12 protein-coding genes are annotated in these 17966 nt (G+C 67.2%); 5 read left to right on the forward strand and 7 right to left on the reverse strand.

All coding sequences use genetic code 11. The features are described 5' to 3' along the window. The first annotated feature begins 185 nt into the window (after positions 1 to 185). Positions 186 to 2789, forward strand: a complete 2604-nt coding sequence (locus tag B7R24_RS08320) for a DNA gyrase/topoisomerase IV subunit A (RefSeq protein ID WP_116418515.1) — start codon at positions 186 to 188, stop codon at positions 2787 to 2789. Between the two features lie 68 nt (positions 2790 to 2857). Here B7R24_RS08320 and B7R24_RS08325 read toward each other — a convergent pair whose 3' ends face one another. After that, positions 2858 to 4345 carry a DUF4214 domain-containing protein gene (locus B7R24_RS08325; RefSeq protein WP_116418516.1) on the reverse strand — a complete coding sequence of 496 codons (1488 nt, stop codon included), beginning with the start codon at positions 4343 to 4345 and terminating at the stop codon, positions 2858 to 2860. Positions 4346 to 4508: 163 nt separating this feature from the next. Further along, on the reverse strand, positions 4509 to 4739 hold the full coding sequence (locus tag B7R24_RS08330; RefSeq protein ID WP_116418517.1) for a DUF7455 domain-containing protein: 231 nt from the start codon (positions 4737 to 4739) through the stop codon (positions 4509 to 4511). Positions 4740 to 4981: 242 nt separating this feature from the next. Between B7R24_RS08330 and B7R24_RS08335 the strand changes: the two genes are divergently transcribed. Further along, on the forward strand, positions 4982 to 7069 hold the full coding sequence (locus tag B7R24_RS08335) for a DNA gyrase/topoisomerase IV subunit B (RefSeq protein WP_116418518.1): 2088 nt from the start codon (positions 4982 to 4984) through the stop codon (positions 7067 to 7069). A 16-nt stretch (positions 7070 to 7085) separates the two neighbouring features. On the opposite strand, the gene B7R24_RS08340 is transcribed toward B7R24_RS08335, so the two are convergent. The 5 genes from B7R24_RS08340 to B7R24_RS08360 form a co-directional block, all read right to left on the reverse strand. Further along, positions 7086 to 7931 (reverse strand): type 1 glutamine amidotransferase, encoded by an 846-nt coding sequence (locus tag B7R24_RS08340; RefSeq protein WP_116418519.1) that lies wholly within the window; start codon positions 7929 to 7931, stop codon positions 7086 to 7088. Continuing rightward, the gene (locus tag B7R24_RS08345; RefSeq protein ID WP_253259352.1) at positions 7928 to 9211 is read right to left on the reverse strand and encodes a MurT ligase domain-containing protein; all 1284 of its coding nucleotides are present in this window, start codon (positions 9209 to 9211) and stop codon (positions 7928 to 7930) included. Before B7R24_RS08345 ends, B7R24_RS08340 begins: the two co-directional genes overlap by 4 nt. 4 nt (positions 9212 to 9215) lie before the next feature. Then, entirely contained in the window at positions 9216 to 10589 is a 1374-nt protein-coding gene (locus tag B7R24_RS08350) for an RNA polymerase sigma factor (protein ID WP_116418520.1), read from the reverse strand. A gap of 213 nt (positions 10590 to 10802) precedes the next feature. After that, complete coding sequence (locus B7R24_RS08355) at positions 10803 to 12116, reverse strand: MFS transporter (RefSeq protein ID WP_116418521.1); 1314 nt, start codon at positions 12114 to 12116, stop codon at positions 10803 to 10805. Positions 12117 to 12234: 118 nt separating this feature from the next. Further along, positions 12235 to 13170 carry a proteasome assembly chaperone family protein gene (locus tag B7R24_RS08360; RefSeq protein WP_116418522.1) on the reverse strand — a complete coding sequence of 312 codons (936 nt, stop codon included), beginning with the start codon at positions 13168 to 13170 and terminating at the stop codon, positions 12235 to 12237. A gap of 92 nt (positions 13171 to 13262) precedes the next feature. Between B7R24_RS08360 and B7R24_RS08365 the strand changes: the two genes are divergently transcribed. From B7R24_RS08365 to sucB, 3 genes are all read left to right on the forward strand, one after another. Beyond that, positions 13263 to 14768, forward strand: coding sequence for a leucyl aminopeptidase (locus B7R24_RS08365; protein WP_116418523.1), 1506 nt, complete (start codon positions 13263 to 13265; stop codon positions 14766 to 14768). Positions 14769 to 14849: 81 nt separating this feature from the next. Further along, positions 14850 to 16244, forward strand: a complete 1395-nt coding sequence (gene lpdA, locus B7R24_RS08370) for a dihydrolipoyl dehydrogenase (protein ID WP_437123519.1) — start codon at positions 14850 to 14852, stop codon at positions 16242 to 16244. Between the two features lie 105 nt (positions 16245 to 16349). Then, positions 16350 to 17948 (forward strand): 2-oxoglutarate dehydrogenase, E2 component, dihydrolipoamide succinyltransferase, encoded by a 1599-nt coding sequence (gene sucB / locus B7R24_RS08375; protein ID WP_116418525.1) that lies wholly within the window; start codon positions 16350 to 16352, stop codon positions 17946 to 17948. The last annotated feature ends 18 nt before the right edge of the window (positions 17949 to 17966 follow it).

Here is a 17966-nt window from a genome sequence, read left to right on the forward strand (position 1 = left end):
CTCCAGGATGTTGGGCTCGCCCCCGAGGGCCGCCAGACAACTCGGAAACACGTCGACCAGATGCGGTGCCTCGGCGTCGAAGGCGGGAAGGTCGGCCAGGAGCGGGGAGGGCACGGGGCAAGTCTGGCACACCGCGTCGTGTCAGCGTCGGGAGCGTCGGAGGCCCCCGGTATCATGGGTGGCAAATGACGCCGAGAACCCCCGAGCCCGCGCCCGACATAGTCGAGAACATCGAAGACATCGATGTGTCGAGCGAGATGCAGGGCTCGTTTCTCGAATATGCCTATTCGGTCATCTACTCCCGTGCGCTCCCGGATGCCCGTGACGGCCTGAAGCCCGTCCAGCGACGCATCATCTACCAGATGAGCGTGATGGGGCTGCGGCCCGACCGCGGCCACGTGAAATCCGCTCGCGTCGTGGGCGACGTGATGGGCAAGCTGCACCCGCACGGCGATGCGTCCATCTACGACGCGCTGGTACGCCTGGCCCAGAGCTGGACCCTCCGACTCCCCCTCGTCGATGGGCACGGCAACTTCGGCTCCCTCGACGACGGCCCCGCCGCATCCCGCTACACCGAGGCGCGCCCGGCACCCGCGGCCCTCTCCATGACCGACGGCCTCGACGAAGACGTCGTCGACTTCATCCCGAACTACGACAACACCGAGGTGCAGCCCGACGTTCTGCCCGCCGCCTACCCGAACCTGCTGGTGAACGGGGCGAGCGGTATCGCGGTCGGCATGGCCACGAACATGGCCCCGCACAACCTCATCGAGGTGGTGGCCGGAGCGCGCTACCTGATCACGCATCCGGCGGCCACGGTCGATGACCTGATGCAGTTCATTCCCGGCCCCGATCTTCCCGGCGGCGGTACGATCGTCGGGCTGGCCGGCATCCGCGACGCCTACGCCACCGGGCGCGGTGCGTTCAAGACGCGCGCGAAGGTCAGCATCGAGACCCTGACTGCGCGGAAGGTCGGGCTTGTCGTGACAGAACTGCCCTACCTGGTGGGTGCCGAGAAGGTCATCTCCAAAATCAAAGACGGCGTGAATTCGAAGAAGCTGCAGGGCATCTCCGACGTCACCGACCTCACCGACCGCACCAACGGGCTGCGGCTCGTGATCGGCATCAAGACCGGTTTCAGTCCTGAGGCCGTGCTCGAACAGCTCTACCGCCAGACCCCGCTCGAAGACTCCTTCAACATCAACAACGTCGCGCTCGTCAACGGCAGCCCGCAGACGCTCGGGTTGAAGCAGCTGCTGCAGGTGTACGTCGACCACCGCATCGAGGTGACGACCCGGCGTACGCAGTTCCGGCTGCGCAAGCGCCGCGAGCGGCTGCACCTGCTGCTCGGCCTCCTGATCGCCATTCTCGACATCGACGAGGTGATCCAGGTCATCCGCAATTCGGATGACACCGAGCAGGCGCGCACCCGCCTCATCGACGTGTTCGACCTCGACCAGTTGCAGGCCGACTACATCCTCGAACTCCGGCTTCGCCGACTCACGCGTTTCTCCCGCATCGAGCTCGAAACCGAACGGGACCAGTTGCTCAAGGAGATCGAACACCTCGAAGCACTGCTCGCCAACAAGGCGCTCATCCGCCAGACGGTCTCCGAGGAGCTCGACGAGGTGGCCGATGCGCTCGGCACGCCCCGGCGCACGTTGCTGACGGAGGCGCGGGCGGCAGCGCCCACCACGGCCGCGGCCCGCCGTGAGCAGGTGTCGCTCGAACTCGCCGACACACCGTGCCGCGTGTTCCTCTCCACGACCGGCCGAACGATTCGCGTCGACCTGCCGACGCCGGCTGAGATCGTGTCGGGCGGTGGCGACAGCGACGGTGGTGCAGATTCCCCGGCCGACGGCTCCGTGCCCGGCCGCAGCCCGCGACCCACGGGTGCGCACACCCGGCGCAGCAAACACGACGCCGTGCTTTCGGTCGTCGAGACCACCACGCGCACCGAGATCGGTGCCGTCACCTCGCTCGGTCGGTTGCTCAGGATGAGTGTGCAAGACCTGCCCGTGGCGCCGGCGAACTCCGTGCAGCTCGGAGCCGGCGTGCGCATCGCCGACTATCTGGCCGTCGACACGAAACGTGAGCAGATCATTGCACTCGTCTCGCTCTCCTCCGACGTTCCGATCGCGCTCGGCACCAAGCTCGGAACCGTCAAACGCATCATCCCCAGTGACTGGCCGAACAAGCCCGACTTCGAGCTGATCGCGCTGAAGCCCGGAGACGAAGTCGTCGGCGCCACCCAGCCCACCGAATCGTCTAACCTCGTCTTCGTGGCTTCCGATGCCCAGCTGCTGCACTTCCCCGCCGCCGCTGTTCGCCCGCAGGGGCGCACCGCGGGCGGCATGGCGGGTATCAGCCTGGGCGCCGGTGCCACCGTGATCGCGTTCAGCGCGGTTGCGCCCGGTGCGATCGCTCCGGACGCCACCACCCAACCCGTCGAGGGTGAGCTCGCCGAGGCATCCGCTACCCGCATCGTCGTGGCCACCGTCGCCAGCAGCTCGGGCATGCTCCCCGGCACCGACTCCGGCTCGGCGAAGGTGTCGGAGTTTAGCGAGTTCCCGCCCAAGGGCCGTGCCACCGGCGGCGTGCGCGCCCACCGGTTCCTCCGCGGCGAGGATGCCCTGCAACTGGCCTGGGTCGGCCCCGAACCGGCCCTCGCGGTCGCTTCAGACGGTGCCGTGCGCACGCTGCCCGAGCCGGGCGCGAAGCGCGATGCGTCGGGAACCCCGCTGGCGGCCCCCGTCGCCTCCATCGGCTTCGCCGCCACGCTCCCCTGAGCGCACCGGTGCTCGCGTCTGTTCGACCCCGCAGCCGTGATCCTCGATCAGGCTGAGCGATCGCTCGATCAGCTGACGTCGAAACGCATCTGCGCCCGGATGTAGTATTCCGAGCTGCTGACGATCCCCTCCCGCGCGATCGAGTCGCCCACGCGGAGGTCGATACTCTTCCAGTTGGCCAGCCCCGAGGCATCCGGAATCCGACCGAGGTAGGTGGCGTACATTGCGCCGACACGGTCGCCGGTGGTCTCATCCGACATCCAGAACTGATCGACCACCCAGTTGCGACCGTGTGTCGTCGCAAGATCGCCCCACCATTTGTAGTCAGCGGCGCTGCCGTCGCGCCCGAGCAGCGCGTTGTAGAGCGACTTCGCAGAGGAGGTGTTGGTCGAACCGTGGTTCGTGTACCACTCCGCCGACTCGTAGAGCGACTTCAGGATGTCGTCGGTCGAGATGTACCCGAGCTTCATGTCGGTCAGCCACATGGCCCGGCCACCGGCATCCGGGGCCCGGCCCAGGATGGACTGGTAAGCGTCGACGATGCGCTTCAGCCGGTACTCGTCGCTCTCGACGAAGTTACGGGCCATCCACGCCGCCGGTGTCTCGGGCAGCTGATGGTCGTTGTAGAACTGGAACACTGCGAGCCAGGGTCGGATGTCGTCGACACTCGGGGTGCGCTGGAGGAAGTCCCAGTACTCGGCGTAGACGTTCGCCTCGGGACCGGTACCGAGCGGATTGCCGGCGTGGAGATTCGGCCGCACTTCGCGGAGGGTCGGAGCGATCGTCGCGGTCTCGCCCTCGTCCAGCATGAAGGCCGAACCGATCTCTGCGTCGCCGAAGTCGGAACCCGAGTACCGCACTATGGCGACGTACTCCCCCGGCTGGGCGAAGCTGAACCGGAAGGAGCCGGTCGCGCCGACGGTCGCCCGCTGCTCGGCCGTGGGGTAGAAACCGAGGCCCTGGTAGGCGATGTAGATGTCGACGACGGCCTTCGAGTAGTCGATGCCCCGGTCGCAGCCGTCGCTGCATCCGACATGTCCGGTGATCGACCCGTTCTCGAGGAGGTATCCGTCGGCATCGATCGAGCTGCCGGGTGTGATGGGTACCGTGGCGCCGTCGGGGTAGAACCCGTAGACCGAGCGCCACGCCTGCAGCACGTGTTTCGGATCGGAGTCGTCGTAGAACTGGATCCAGTAGTCGCCAGCCGGAAGGTCTGCGAGCACGTACCGGCCATCAGCGTCGCTCGTCGTCGAGCGGGAGAACGTCACCGCCCCCGTCGCGTCGAACTGCAGCGCCGACACGGTCGCCCCCGGCAGCAGCAGGTGATTGGCCGCTGTCGAGCCGGTCACCTCTCCTCCGTCGGGTGAGCCGGCGGGGAGCCCTCTGCCCACAGGGGGTCCCGGCTTGACCACGGGCGGATGCTGTGGAGTCGTGTACGGATACAGCTTGTAGAGCTCGGGGACAGGGTCGAAGGCGGCTGCCGAGGCGGCATTGGCGATGAGAGCGGCGCCCGCCAGAACGGCTGCAAGCACCATTGACACGATGCGTCGCTTCATGCGTCGGCCTCCCCCAGAACCCGTGCTGCCCGCTGTGGCAACCTCTCGACGCTAACACGCAGACAAGACTCGGGAGTCTGAGAGTCCTCACACGAAAGAAGCGGCGGCGAGCATCCGGTTCATGATGCCCGCCGCCGCTTCGAGCGTTCGGGAAGGGTGCGCGCTAGCGCTGCTCGAGGAGTCTGTCTGACTCGTCGTGCCAGCTCTTGGCGATCGGGAAGAGCTTCGCGTGCACCTCACGGCCGTGGTGGGCGCAGAAGAGAAGGTCTCCGCTGTTCATCTCGACACGGATGTACGCCTGCGCACCGCAGCTGTCGCAGCGGTCTGCGCCGGTCAGCTGGCGGCTCACTTGCAGATCGCCCACCACGTCGGTCTCTGTTGCAATTGATTGCATCTTCTGGCTCCTCACGGGTCGATACCTCAGACAATCTGTAGAACCCATACAAGCATGAGTATGTTCCCGCGATGTTACATTCCCCTGTGTTTCGCTCTGCGCGTAGCAGAGCGGTGCAGGCGAGTGTCTTCGCGGCTGTGGATGGTGGATCTAACTAGGCTAAGACGTCGGAACGTCCGGGCGACCCGCCTTGACGTATCCGCAGAAACATCCCAGTGAACCCGCTGAGCTAAGGAGCACCTGTGGCATCGTCCGACTACTCCGCCAGGCACCTGTCGGTACTGGAGGGTCTCGAGGCCGTGCGCAAGCGCCCCGGTATGTACATCGGCTCGACCGGGCCGAAGGGCCTCATGCACTGCCTCTGGGAGATCATCGACAATTCGGTCGACGAGGCGCTCGGCGGGCACGGCGATGAGATCTCGATCATCCTGCACCCCGACGCCAGCATCGAGGTGCGTGACCGCGCCCGCGGCATCCCGGTCGACATCGAACCGCGCACCGGCCTCAGCGGGGTCGAAGTGGTGTTCACGAAGCTGCACGCCGGCGGCAAGTTCGGCTCGGGGTCGTACGCGGCATCCGGAGGTCTGCACGGAGTCGGTGCCTCGGTCGTGAACGCGCTGAGCGAGCGGCTCGACGTGGAGGTCGACCGGGACGGCAAGACGTTCGCCATGTCGTTCCACCGCGGTGAGCCCGGCAACTTCGCTGACCCGGTGGGCGGCGCACCGTCACCGCGTTCGCCCTTCACCCCCTTCGAGAACCAGAGCGAACTGCGGGTTGTCGGAAAGGTGAAGCGGGGCGTGACCGGCACACGCATCCGCTACTGGGCCGACCCGCAGATCTTCACCGAACAGGCGCAGTTCCAGACCTCCGAGCTCGTCGACCGGGCACGCCAGACGGCGTTCCTCGTCTCCGGCCTCACACTCGACATCACGGACAATCGCGGTGAAGAGCCTCTGCACGAGACCTTCAGCTACGAAGGCGGGCTCGCCGAGTTCGTCGATTTTCTGGCACCGGATGCTGCGCTGACCGACACCTGGCGCCTGTCGGGTTCGGGCACCTTCGCCGAGACCGTTCCCGTGCTGAACAATTCGGGCGCGATGGTGCCCACCGAGCTCACCCGGGACTGCAGCGTGGACATCGCCCTGCGCTGGGGAACAGGGTATGAGACCGAAGTGAAGACCTTCGTGAACATCATCTCGACGCCGAAGGGCGGAACGCACCTCGCCGGCTTCGAGGCCGGGCTGCTGCGCTTCCTGCGAAAGACCGTCGACGACAACGCGCGCCGCCTCAAGGTCGGCAACGACAAGCTCGACAAAGAGGATGTGCTGGCCGGGCTCACCGCCGTGCTCACCGTGCGGCTGCCCGAGCCGCAGTTCGAGGGGCAGACGAAGGAGATCCTCGGCACACCCGCCGTGCGCGCCATCGTCACGTCGGTGGTCACGAAGGCGCTCACCGAGCGGTTCACCTCGACCAGGCGCGACGACAAGACGCAGACCGCGCTGGTGCTCGACAAGGTCGTCGCCGAGATGAAGTCGCGCATCTCTGCCCGGGCGCACAAAGAGACGCAGCGTCGCAAGAATGCCCTCGAGAGCTCTTCGCTGCCGGCGAAGCTGGTCGACTGCCGCTCGAGCGACGTCTCGGGCAGCGAGCTGTTCATCGTCGAGGGCGACTCGGCGCTCGGCACAGCCAAACAGGCTCGCAACAGTGAGTTCCAGGCGTTGCTGCCGATTCGAGGCAAGATTCTGAACGTTCAGAAGGCCTCGGTCAGCGACATGCTGTCGAACGCCGAATGCGCCTCGATGATCCAGGTCATCGGTGCGGGGTCGGGTCGCACCTTCGATCTCTCGGCGGCACGGTACGGCAAGATCATCCTGATGAGTGACGCGGATGTCGACGGCGCGCACATCCGCACGCTGCTCCTCACACTGTTCTTCCGGTACATGCGGCCGATGATCGACGCGGGCAGGGTGTTCGCGGCTGTGCCGCCCCTGCACAGGGTCATCGTGATGAACCCGGGAACGAAGCCCAACGAGACGATCTACACCTACTCCGAGGCCGAGCTGAGCGGCGTTCTCTCGGGGCTCGCGAAGTCGAAGAAGAAGTACCAGGAGCCCATCCAGCGCTACAAGGGCCTCGGCGAGATGGATGCCGACCAGTTGGCGCTCACCACGATGGACAAGCAGCACCGAATGCTCCGTCGAGTTCGGGTGGATGACGCGGCCGCCGCCGAGCGCACCTTCGAGCTGCTCATGGGTGACGACGTGGCCCCCCGCAAGGAGTTCATCATCGCCGGCAGCGACACCATGTCGAAGGACCGGATCGACACCTGAGTGCTCTTGGCGTGCCCTATTCGCTGAGGGGGGCCGACGCGATGGTCTCGCGGGCCTTCGCGGCGCGACGGTCGATCTCCACGAGGTCGGCCGGAGCCGCGGGCAGCGTCTCGCCGCGGCGGGCCAGCGCTGCCTCCAGCAGCCAGTCCGCGAGGGCGGGGTTGTTGGCGAGAACCGGCCCGTGGAGGTGGGTGCCGATGAGGTTGCCGACCCAGAAGCCCTCGGCACGATCATCCGGGGCCACCAGCACGGTCCCGTCGGCGTTCGCACCCGACGCAGCCACGGCCGCCGCGCCCGCAGACGCCCCGGGCCCCAACGCAGGCAGGTTGCCCCGACCGTAGACGACCGACCCGAGCGGGGTCGCATCACCGATCGACACTGAGGAGCCGCGGTTCTCGAACCCGACGAGGGTACCGAGCTTCGGCGACGAGACGACGAAGTCGCCCACTACACGCTCCCCCCCGACGACCGTCGTGACGGGGAAGACCCCGGCGCCGGTCAGCTCCGTGCCGTCGACAAGCGTCACCGAGCGCCCGAGCAGCTGAAAGCCGGCACCGACCGCGAGAAAGGGCACCCCGTGTGCCGCCAGCGCGCGAAGCGGCGGTGCAACGACGGGCAACCAAGCATACGTCTCGAGCTGTGCCGAGACCGGACCGCTGCCGATGAACACCAGGTCGACCGAGGCCGGCAGCGAATCACCGTCTTCGTAGCGTTTCACGCTCACGCTCACGCCGCGCGACTCTGCACGACGAACGAGAATTTCGACGTTGCCGTTCTCGCCGTTCATCCCGAGCGTTCGGGGGAACAGGTGCAGGATGTTCAGTCGATCGGCGGCCGACGACGCCCTCTCGGTGTCAGTCATGCCTGCCCACCCCCTTCGAGCTCCTTGAAGCCCAGAATCTTGCGAATGCCCATCATCTGCTCGTAGTTCAGGATCATCGTCTTTCGACCGTTCGCCGGCCGCGGCAGTGCGAGGAACCGTTTCAGGGCGGCCCGCACGTCGAGGTCGACAGAACCGACGGGAATGTCGGCGTACCCCAGGCGCACCGCGAACTGCCAGGCCTTCGAGCCGGTGATCACATCGACGTGCGACAGGCTCGAGAAGTCGATGTCGTAGATCCACGACGGATCGGGTGTGCCCTCGTCGACCGCCATGAAGACCTGTTCGGGCGTGGACCCCAGCGAATCGAGGTTCAACTGCAGGCTCGCCGGGTTCTTCATCATGATGATCTCGATCGATTCACCGGCGACCTGCAGCAGCTCGCCCCGACCGTAGACCGTCGACAGCCCGTTGAGGGCCGCGGTGACGAGTCCCGGGCGGAAGGCTGCTCCCATCACCGAGCGAGCGGTGGCGGTCGCTCCGGCCGCGTCGAGGGCGTAGTGCAGCCCACGCGCGGGCAGGCGCACGGCGATGTCGTGACCGTCGACCGCGAGTACGGCCTGGCTGTCACCGAGATCGGTCACCGTGACGGCGGCCTCGCGCGCACCGACTTCGGCGTGGGCATCACCGAACCGGTCGGCCGAGGCGACGCCGTGAGCGGCTCCTGCGATGAGCTCGGGTGAGGCCCCGAAGAACGAGACCTCCCGATCGCCCGGAATGCGTCGGTCCATGTCGACGAGGTGGTTGTCGTCCCGGTTCAGGATGAGAGAGGTCGTCGAGGTCATGGCGACCTGTTCGAGCATCCGCACCACGCGGTCGGGCTCGTGGTACCGGTTGAGCTGGTCGATCTGGATGTTCAGCAGGAGCACCGTGCGCGGCTTCAGCAGCTTCGCGAGCCGGGGGCCGTAGCCCTCGTCGACCTCGAGGATGGCGATGTCGGCGTCGAGCTTTCCGCCGAGCGACACCTGCGACAGCACGGAGGAGGCGATCCCCTGGGGCAGATTGCCGCCGGAGGGGTTCGTGAAGACCTTCAGGCCATGCTCGCGGAGGATGGCCGCGAGCATGTTCGTCGTCGTCGACTTCCCGTTCGAGCCCGAGATCGCGACGACCCCGCGGGGAATGGCCGAGATGGTGTCTTCGAGAAAGCGGGGGGCGATGCGGAGGGCGACGGTTCCCGGAATGGCGGAACCGCCCCCGCGCATCCGCGCGGCAACCCGAACAGCGCGACCGACTGCGACGGCTGCCGCGGTACGAACTCCCACCGGCTTATTCGAGGTAGTCGCGAAGCGACTGCGATCGGGAGGGGTGACGGAGCTTGGCCATGGTCTTCGACTCGATCTGGCGGATGCGCTCCCGCGTCACGCCGAAGGTGTCACCGATCTGGTCCAGGGTCTTCGGCATGCCGTCGCCCAGCCCGAAGCGCATGCGGATCACGCCCGCCTCGCGCTCGGAGAGGGAGTCGAGCAGCGACTCGAGCTGCTTCTGCAGCATCGTGAAGCCCACGGCGTCGGCGGGAACGACGGCCTCGGTGTCTTCGATGAGGTCACCGAACTCGCTGTCGCCGTCTTCACCCAGCGGAGTGTGCAGCGAGATGGGCTCTCGGCCGTACTTCTGCACCTCGACGACCTTCTCGGGCGTCATGTCGAGTTCGCGGCTGAGCTCCTCGGGCGTGGGCTCGCGACCGAGATCCTGCAGCATCTGCCGCTGCACGCGCGCCAGCTTGTTGATGACCTCGACCATGTGCACGGGGATGCGGATGGTGCGCGCCTGGTCGGCCATGGCACGCGTGATCGCCTGCCGGATCCACCAGGTTGCATAGGTCGAGAACTTGAACCCCTTGGTGTAGTCGAACTTCTCGACGGCACGGATGAGGCCCAGGTTGCCCTCCTGGATGAGGTCGAGGAACTGCATTCCGCGACCGGTGTAGCGCTTGGCGAGGCTGACGACGAGGCGGAGGTTGGCGCCGAGCAGGTGGCTCTTGGCACGCTGGCCGTCTTTCGCGACCCACTGCAGCTCGCGCTTGGCCGACGGGCTGAGGCCCTCGGAGTTCGCCAGCTTGTCTTCGGCGAACAGTCCCGCCTCGATGCGCATCGCGAGCTCGACCTCTTCGGCCGCGTTCAGCAGGGCGACCTTGCCGATCTGCTTCAGGTAGTCCTTGACCGGGTCGGCCGTCGCGCCGGTGATGGCGCTGGAGTAGACCGGTACGTCATCGTCGTCGTCGACCAGGGAGAGGACGAGGGCGCCGCTCGGCAGCGCCTCGGTCGTCGCGGTGCCGGTCGACTCCTCGTCGGTCTCGTCGTCGCCTGCCGTCGCTTCGGCGTCGGGGGCCACGGCGCCCGGTGCGATGACGACCACATCGTCGGCGACGACGTCATCGGCCACCGTGTCGTCGGTGTCGACATCCGCCGTGTCGATGTCGACGTCTTCGTCTTCGACGTCGGGATCGGTGGTGGCCTTGCTCGCGGTCGCCTTGCCCCTGGCCGTGGCCCGGGGTGCTGCCGTCTTCTTTGCCGCCGTCTTGGGCGCGGCCGTCGTCTTGGTGGCAGCGGTCTTGGGCGAAGCGGTCTTCGGTGCAGCAGCCTTCGGCGCTGCGGTCTTCGTGGCGGCGACCTTCGTCGCGGGAGCCTTCGTGGTGGCCATACGGATCACCTTTCACACTGGTGGAGATGACGGGAGGGACTGGATGCGCCCCCGCGCCACTGTCAACCAGAGTTGTTTTTTGACATTACTAAGACCCATGTCAAGTGCTGGGAATTCGCGTGGCAGACACGCTGACCACCCCAGAACAAGAACGGGTCTCTAGAGACAATTATTGCACGGATTGCGAACCTTGGCCGACAGATGGCCCTTTTGTCAAGGGCGCTTTCGTGACCAGGCTGCAGAGAGTGCAACCCAGAGGGGGGCCACCGATATTCCCTCGTCTTCTTCGAGCTGCGCCCTCGCGCGGCGCCTCGCTCGCACCAGAAAGAGCACTCCGAGCCCGATCACCACGTATTGCACTGCGAATGCCAGCTTGAAAGCGCCCACGTCATACAGGGAAGCGCTGAAGCCGACGTTGTGCAGAGCATCCAGAATCACCCCGATGAGGAACAGCATCACGAAGCTCGCCGTGAAGCCACCGACGTTCACCACGCCGTTCGCCGAGCCCAGCGTGTGCGGAGGGTTGAATGTGCGGGCGAAGTCGAAGCCGATGAGAGACCCGGGCCCGCCCGCGCCCATCGCGACCACGAGCAGCACCACCAGCCAGAGTGGTGGTGTGCCCGGCCAGACGAGAACGGCCGTCCACACGACGCCCAGCATCGCCACGATCCCGAGGACCAGGTTCGACCGTCGCGTCGGGAAGCGCGCGGTCAACAGTCCCAGGATCGGCCCCGACACGAGGCCGACGACCACGATCACGACCAGCAGCCCCGAGGCCAGGGTCGTACTGTAGCCGAGCGCCGAGACCATGAACGGAAACCCCCAGAACAGCGCGAAGACGGTGCCCGACGACTGCGTCACGAAGTGAGACCAGAAACCGAGCTGGGTGCCGGGCCGCCGAAGCGTCGGGCCGAGGCGCTTCAGCACCACGCCGAGCGTCGGCTGTTCGGGCGCGGTCACCGAGGGGGGCCTGTCGCCAAGCACGAGCAGGCTCAGGATGAACGCCAGCAGCGCCACGGAGGCCGCCGACGTGAACGCCGCGCTCCAGCCCGCCTCGTGCAGGACGATGGCGAACGGGACCGCCGAGAGAATCTGGCCGATCGCCCCGAGGTTGCCCATCCACTGGGAGAGCTGCGGCACGATGCGCCCGCTGAACCACGAATTCACGAGGCGGATGACCGAGATGAAGATCGCGGAGTCGCCCGCCCCGACGAGAACCCGGCCGATCACCGCGATGCCGATGTCGGTCGAGAACGCCAGGGTGAGCTGGCCCACGACCATGACGGCGGTGCCGACCACGATGAGCAGCTTCGGCCCCACCCGGTCGATGAGGATCCCGTTCGGAATCTGCAGTGCGGCGTAGACGATGAGCTGCACGACGGCGAGCGTCGAGAGGATCGCGGCCGAGGTGTAGTAGCGATCGGCGGCCGAGACCCCGGAGACCCCGAGCGAGCTGCGCTGCAGCACGGCGGCGATGTACGCCAGTGCGGCGACACCGAACACGAACCAGGATCGTTTGGAGTTCACCGGGAGAGTTTACCGGCGAACCCCGAGCTCCTACGGTGCGGCCCGAAGGGCCGACCATATATTCAGAGCCCGCGAACCCCGAGCTCCTACGGTGCGGCCCGAAGGGCCGACCATATATTCAGAGCCCGCCGAACCCCGGCCCCGAGTCGTCGCCGCGCCGCTTGATGGCGAGGAAGTTCTCGAGCTCCGCCGCGATCTCGTCGGCCGAGGGCAGCTCGCCGTCTTCATCCGTCAGCGGCGACCGCAGCCCGGCATTCTCCATGTAACTGTCGTGTCGCTCCTCGAGCGTGCCGACCAGCTTCTCGAGCTCGGCGTTCGACTGGACCTGCTGGTCGATCTTGGTCAGGAACTCTCGCCCCTCCTCGCGCAGCCTGTCGGTGGGGAAGATCAGGCCGGTCGCTGCGCTGATGCTCTCGAGCGACGCCAGGGCGGCGAGCGGGTACTCCGTGTCGGCCAGATAGTGCGGAATGAGCAGCACGAACCCGGCCACCGGGTGACCGAGCTGCTGCAGCCGGTACTCCACGAGGTGCAGCGCATTGGAGGGCACCTGGGTGTGCGGCCGCCAGACCGACATGGCGTCGGTGAGCTCGACGCGGTTGCCACTCACCGTCACGCCGATTGCGCGCGTGTGCGGCACCGGCATGGGAATGGAGTGCACCCACGTCGTGGTCTTCGCCTGGAAACGGTCGACCAGGTGCAGAACGGCGGCGGTGAACTGCTCCCAGCGGAAGTCGGGCTCGAACCCGTGCAGGAAGAGGAACTGCTGCCCCACCTCGTCGCTCAGCAGGTACAGCCTCAGGGTCTGTGGCTGGTAGTCGGTGAGGTGGTCCTGGTCGAAGTCGATGATGGGCCGGCGGGCCCGGTAGTCGAGCAGCGTGTCGTTGTCGAACTCGGCGACGACACGGTTGTTCAGCGTGTCGAGCAGGTAGTCGCCGAACTGGCTCACGGCCGCCCCGGCGTCGGTGAAGCCCGTCAGGGCAGCAACCAGGGGCAGGCCCTCCGGGATCATCTCGACCTCGTCTGCCAGTTCGAACAACTCCGCCGGATCCTTCATACGTCCACTCTAATCTCGTCGTCTGACACCAGACCCTCGAACGATCCGCCTGTGGCGAACGCCGCGCGTAGCCGCGTCATAGGGTTGAACGTATGAGTCTCCCCGATATCTCCCTCACCCAGACGACCCCCGCTGAGATCGACGCCGATGCCCTCGTGCTGGCCACCGCGAAGATCGACGAGACGGTGGTGATCATCGGCGGGGAAGCCCTGCCGGAGGAGGCACGGGCCGCCCTCGAGGCGATGTTCGCGGGCCTCGGCCACGGCGGCAAGAAAGACGAGGTGCAGCGCGTCGGGCCCATCACGGGCATCCGTTCGCCCGTCGTCATCCTCACCGGTCTCGGCCAGAGTGACCAGACCCCGGATGCCCTGCGGTACGCCGCCGGAGCAGCCACCCGCCGCGTGCGGGGCCTCGAGACTGTCGCGCTGGGCCTGCCCGTGACCAGCGTCGCCGATGCTCGCGCCGTGCTCGAGGGAGCGGCCATGGGTGCCTACGACTACACCGAGTACCGGCACTCGACGCTCGAGGGTCGCCAGGCCGGCGCATCCTCCCTCGTGTTGAGCTCGGCCCTCGAAGGAGCCGATACCGCGATCGCACCCGCACTCGAGACCGCTCGCGCCGTGGCCCTGGTGCGCGATCTGGTGAACGCGGCCCCGCTCGACCTGTACCCGGCGACGCTCGTCGAGCGGGCCGAGGCCGCCGCCCGGAGCCTTCCGGTCACGCTCAGGGTGTGGAACGAGGAGGCGCTCGAGGCGGAGGGGTTCGGCGGCATCCTCGGCGTCGGGCAGGGCTCGACGAGAGGCCCGCGACTGGTGCGCGTCTCGTACGAGCCGAGCGGGGCATCCCGACACCTCGCCCTGGTCGGCAAAGGCATCACCTTCGACTCCGGCGGACTCTCGCTGAAGCCGCCGGCGTCGATGATCGGAATGAAGAACGACATGACGGGGGCTGCGACCGTGCTGGCCGTGGCGCTCGCCGCCGCGGCGCTCGCCCTTCCGGTGCGCGTCACCGCCTGGCTCTGCATCGCCGAGAACATGCCCTCGGGCTCCGCGATCCGCCCCGGCGACGTGCTCAAGATCTACGGCGGCAAGACCGTCGAGGTGCTGAACACCGACGCCGAGGGGCGCCTGGTTCTGGCCGACGGGCTCGTGGCCGCCAGCGAGGAGCAGCCCGACGCGATCATCGACGTGGCGACCCTGACCGGGGCGCAGGTGACGGCGCTCGGCAACCGGTACGTCGGAGTCATGGGTGACGGCGAACTGGTCGCACAGGTGCTCGCGTCGGCGACAGCCACGTCGGAGACGCTCTGGCACATGCCGATGCCGGCGGAGCTCCGGCCCCTGCTGAACTCGGACATCGCCGACCTGCAGAACATGAGGCCCGGCAACACCGCGGGCGGCATGCTCATCGCGGCGATCTTCCTCCGGGAGTTCGTTGGCGACAGGGCCGACGGCACCGGCAGCATCCCGTGGGCGCACCTCGACATCGCCGGGCCCGCCGTCAACGGCGGCGAGGGATACGGGTTCACGGGCAAGGGGCCGACCGGCGTGACCGTTCGCACCCTGCTCGACCTCGCGGAACGGATGTCTGCGGAGTGACTCGTAGTAGGCTCGGGGGGGCGAAAAAAGTAGCTCGCCATCAAGACACCTGCCCATCCGCGGGTGCAGTCACCATGCTCGATGCATAAGGGAGTCTCTCAAGTGTCGGAAACCGATTTTGACATCGTCGTCCTCGGCGGCGGGAGCGGTGGCTACGCAGCCGCTCTTCGCGCCAGCCAGCTCGGCTTCACCGTTGCGCTGATCGAGAAAGACAAGCTCGGCGGCACGTGCCTGCACCGAGGGTGCATCCCGACCAAGGCGTTGCTGCACTCGGCAGAGGTGGCCGACGTGTCGCGCGAGTCGGCGAAGTACGGCGTGAAGACCACCTTCGAGGGCATCGACCTCGCCGCGGTCACGGCCTACCGCGAGGGCATCGTCTCCAGCAAGTTCAAGGGCCTGGAGGGGCTCATCAAGGCTCGCAAGATCACGGTGATCCGGGGCGAGGGCAAGCTCGTCGCACCGAAGACCGTTCGGGTCGGCGACGACCTCTACACCGGCAAGAGCATGATCCTCGCCACCGGGTCGTACTCGCGCACCCTCCCCGGGCTCGAGATCGGCGGCCGGGTGATCACCAGCGAGACCGCTCTCGCGCTCGACTACATCCCGAAGAAGGTCGCCATCCTCGGCGGCGGCGTCATCGGAGTCGAATTCGCCAGCGTCTGGAAGTCGTTCGGCGCCGAGGTGTCGATCATCGAGGCGCTCCCCCACCTCGTTCCCAACGAAGAAGAGTCGATCTCGAAGCAGTTCGAGCGCGCCTACCGCAAGCGCGGCATCGAGTTCTCGCTCGGCATCCGCTTCCAGAGCGTCACGCAGAATGACGAGGGTGTCGTCGTCACGCTCGAGAACGGCGCGACGGTCGAGGCCGACCTGCTGCTCGTGGCCGTCGGTCGCGGTCCGTCCACCGCCGGGCTCGGCTTCGAGGAGGCAGGAATCACGATCGACCGCGGTTTCGTCATCACGAACGACCGTCTCGAGACGAACATCCCGGGCGTCTACGCCGTCGGCGACATCGTTCCCGGCCTGCAGCTCGCACACCGCGGCTTCCAGCAGGGCATTTTCGTCGCCGAGGAGATCGGCGGGCTGAAGCCGCAGGTCGTCGAAGACGTCAACATCCCCAAGGTCACCTACTCCGAGCCCGAGGTCGCCTCGGTGGGCTACACCGAGGCGAAAGCCGTCGCGAAGTTCGGGGCCGACAAGGTCTCGGCGTACGACTACAACCTGGCCGGCAACGGCAAGAGCCACATCCTCGGCACCTCGGGTGTCGTCAAGGTCGTGCGGGTGAATGACGGCCCGGTCGTCGGCATCCACATGATCGGTGCCCGCGTCGGCGAACTGATCGGCGAAGGCCAGCTCATCGTCAACTGGGAGGCCTACCCCGAAGACGTGGCGTCGCTCGTGCACGCCCACCCGACCCAGAACGAGGCACTCGGTGAGGCGCACATGGCGCTCGCCGGAAAGCCGTTGCACGCCATGTGAGTGGCTTGCCCCAGCACGACCCGGCGATTGGGCTGCCCGCCTAAACTCGGTAACGACACACTGAAAATGCAGAACTGAAACGTCTTTCGAAGAGGAGACAAACTGATGAGCGAATCCGTCAACCTTCCGGCACTCGGCGAGAGTGTAACCGAGGGAACGGTGACCCGCTGGCTCAAGAACGTGGGCGACCGCGTCGAAGTCGACGAGCCCTTACTCGAAGTCTCGACCGACAAAGTCGACACAGAGATCCCGTCTCCCATTGCCGGTGTGATCGAGCAGATCCTGGTTCAGGAAGACGAGACCGTCGAGGTCGGCACTCCTCTCGTGACGATCGGTGACGGCTCGGGTGCCGGTGCCGGTGCTGCCGAGCCCGAGGCGCCCGCCGAGGCTGAGCCCGCTGCTGCCGAGCCCGCTGCAGTTCCCGCTGAGACGGTTCCGGATGCTCCGGTGCAGGCCTCGACCGACGCCGCTGCTCCCGACGCCCCAGCCTCCTCCGGCGAGGTGCCGTCGACGGATGCTCCGACCGAGGCCCAGGCGCCGGCCCCCGCTGCGGCTCCCGCCGCGCCCGCGGCACCCGCCACCCCCGCGGCACCCGCCACCCCCGCTCCGGCCGCTGCTGCTCCCGCTTCGGCGGAGCCCATGCCTGCAGCGCCTGCCGCCCCGACCCCGTCGGCCGCCCCGGCGACGCCGGCACCGGCCGCTGCTACTGCCACCCCGGCTGCTGCTCCCGCCGCTGCTGCTGCTCCCGCCGCTGAAGCGTCCGGTAGCAACGCCGGGTACGTCACTCCTCTGGTTCGCAAGCTCGCGCACGACCAGGGCATCGATCTCGCAACCGTCACCGGTTCCGGTGTGGGTGGCCGCATCCGCAAGGAAGACGTGCAGGCTGCGGTCGAAGCGAAGGCTGCTGCCGCCGCGGCGTCCTCTGCGGCGCCCGCCGCCGGGGCCGCATCCGCTCCGGCTGCAGCCCCCGCCCCGCTTGAGACGTCGCCGCTTCGCGGCACGACCGTTCCGATGTCGCGCCTTCGCAAGGTCGTCGCCGAGCGTGCGGTCATCTCGATGCAGACCAGCGCCCAGCTCACCAGCGTGGTCGAGGTCGACGTCACCAAGGTCGCCGCCTTCCGCGACCGGGTCAAGGGCGCGTTCGCCGAGAAGACCGGAACGAAGCTCTCGTTCCTCCCCTTCTTCGCGATGGCTGCCGCTGAGGCCCTGAAGGCCTACCCGATCGTCAACGCAACGATCGACGGTGACTCGATCGTCTACCCCGACCACGAGAACATCAGCATCGCTGTCGACACCGAGCGCGGACTGCTCACGCCTGTCGTGCGGAACGCCGGTGAGCTCGACCTCGCCGGTCTCGCTAAGGAGATCGCCGACCTCGCTGCCCGCACCCGCGACAACAAGCTGAAGCCCGACGAGCTCGGTGGCGGAACGTTCACGCTGACCAACACCGGTTCGCGCGGCGCGCTCTTCGACACGCCCATCGTGTTCCTTCCGCAGGTGGCCATCCTCGGTACCGGCATCGTCGCGAAGAAGCCTGTCGTCGTGACGGTCGACGGCTCCGATGCCATCGCGATCCGTTCGACGGTCTACCTCGCGCTGAGCTACGACCACCGCATCGTCGACGGTGCCGACGCCGCCCGCTTCCTCGTCGCGGTCAAGAACCGCCTCGAGGCCGGCGACTTCGCCGCCAGTCTCGGCATCTGAGCAGCACCGGAACACGCG

Source organism: Subtercola boreus (genome assembly GCF_003399645.1).
GTDB lineage: Bacteria > Actinomycetota > Actinomycetes > Actinomycetales > Microbacteriaceae > Subtercola > Subtercola boreus_A.

Bases quoted from the DNA above. Each gene is read 5' to 3' on its own strand.
- B7R24_RS08350 (WP_116418520.1), bottom strand. From the start codon at position 10,589: ATGGCCACCACGAAGGCTCCCGCGACGAAGGTCGCCGCCACGAAGACC.
- B7R24_RS08365 (WP_116418523.1), top strand. From the start codon at position 13,263: ATGAGTCTCCCCGATATCTCCCTCACCCAGACGACCCCCGCTGAGATC.
- B7R24_RS08340 (WP_116418519.1), bottom strand. From the start codon at position 7,931: ATGACTGACACCGAGAGGGCGTCGTCGGCCGCCGATCGACTGAACATC.
- B7R24_RS08325 (WP_116418516.1), bottom strand. From the start codon at position 4,345: ATGAAGCGACGCATCGTGTCAATGGTGCTTGCAGCCGTTCTGGCGGGC.
- B7R24_RS08330 (WP_116418517.1), bottom strand. From the start codon at position 4,739: ATGCAATCAATTGCAACAGAGACCGACGTGGTGGGCGATCTGCAAGTG.
- B7R24_RS08360 (WP_116418522.1), bottom strand. From the start codon at position 13,170: ATGAAGGATCCGGCGGAGTTGTTCGAACTGGCAGACGAGGTCGAGATG.
- sucB (WP_116418525.1), top strand. From the start codon at position 16,350: ATGAGCGAATCCGTCAACCTTCCGGCACTCGGCGAGAGTGTAACCGAG.
- B7R24_RS08320 (WP_116418515.1), top strand. From the start codon at position 186: ATGACGCCGAGAACCCCCGAGCCCGCGCCCGACATAGTCGAGAACATC.
- lpdA (WP_437123519.1), top strand. From the start codon at position 14,850: ATGCATAAGGGAGTCTCTCAAGTGTCGGAAACCGATTTTGACATCGTC.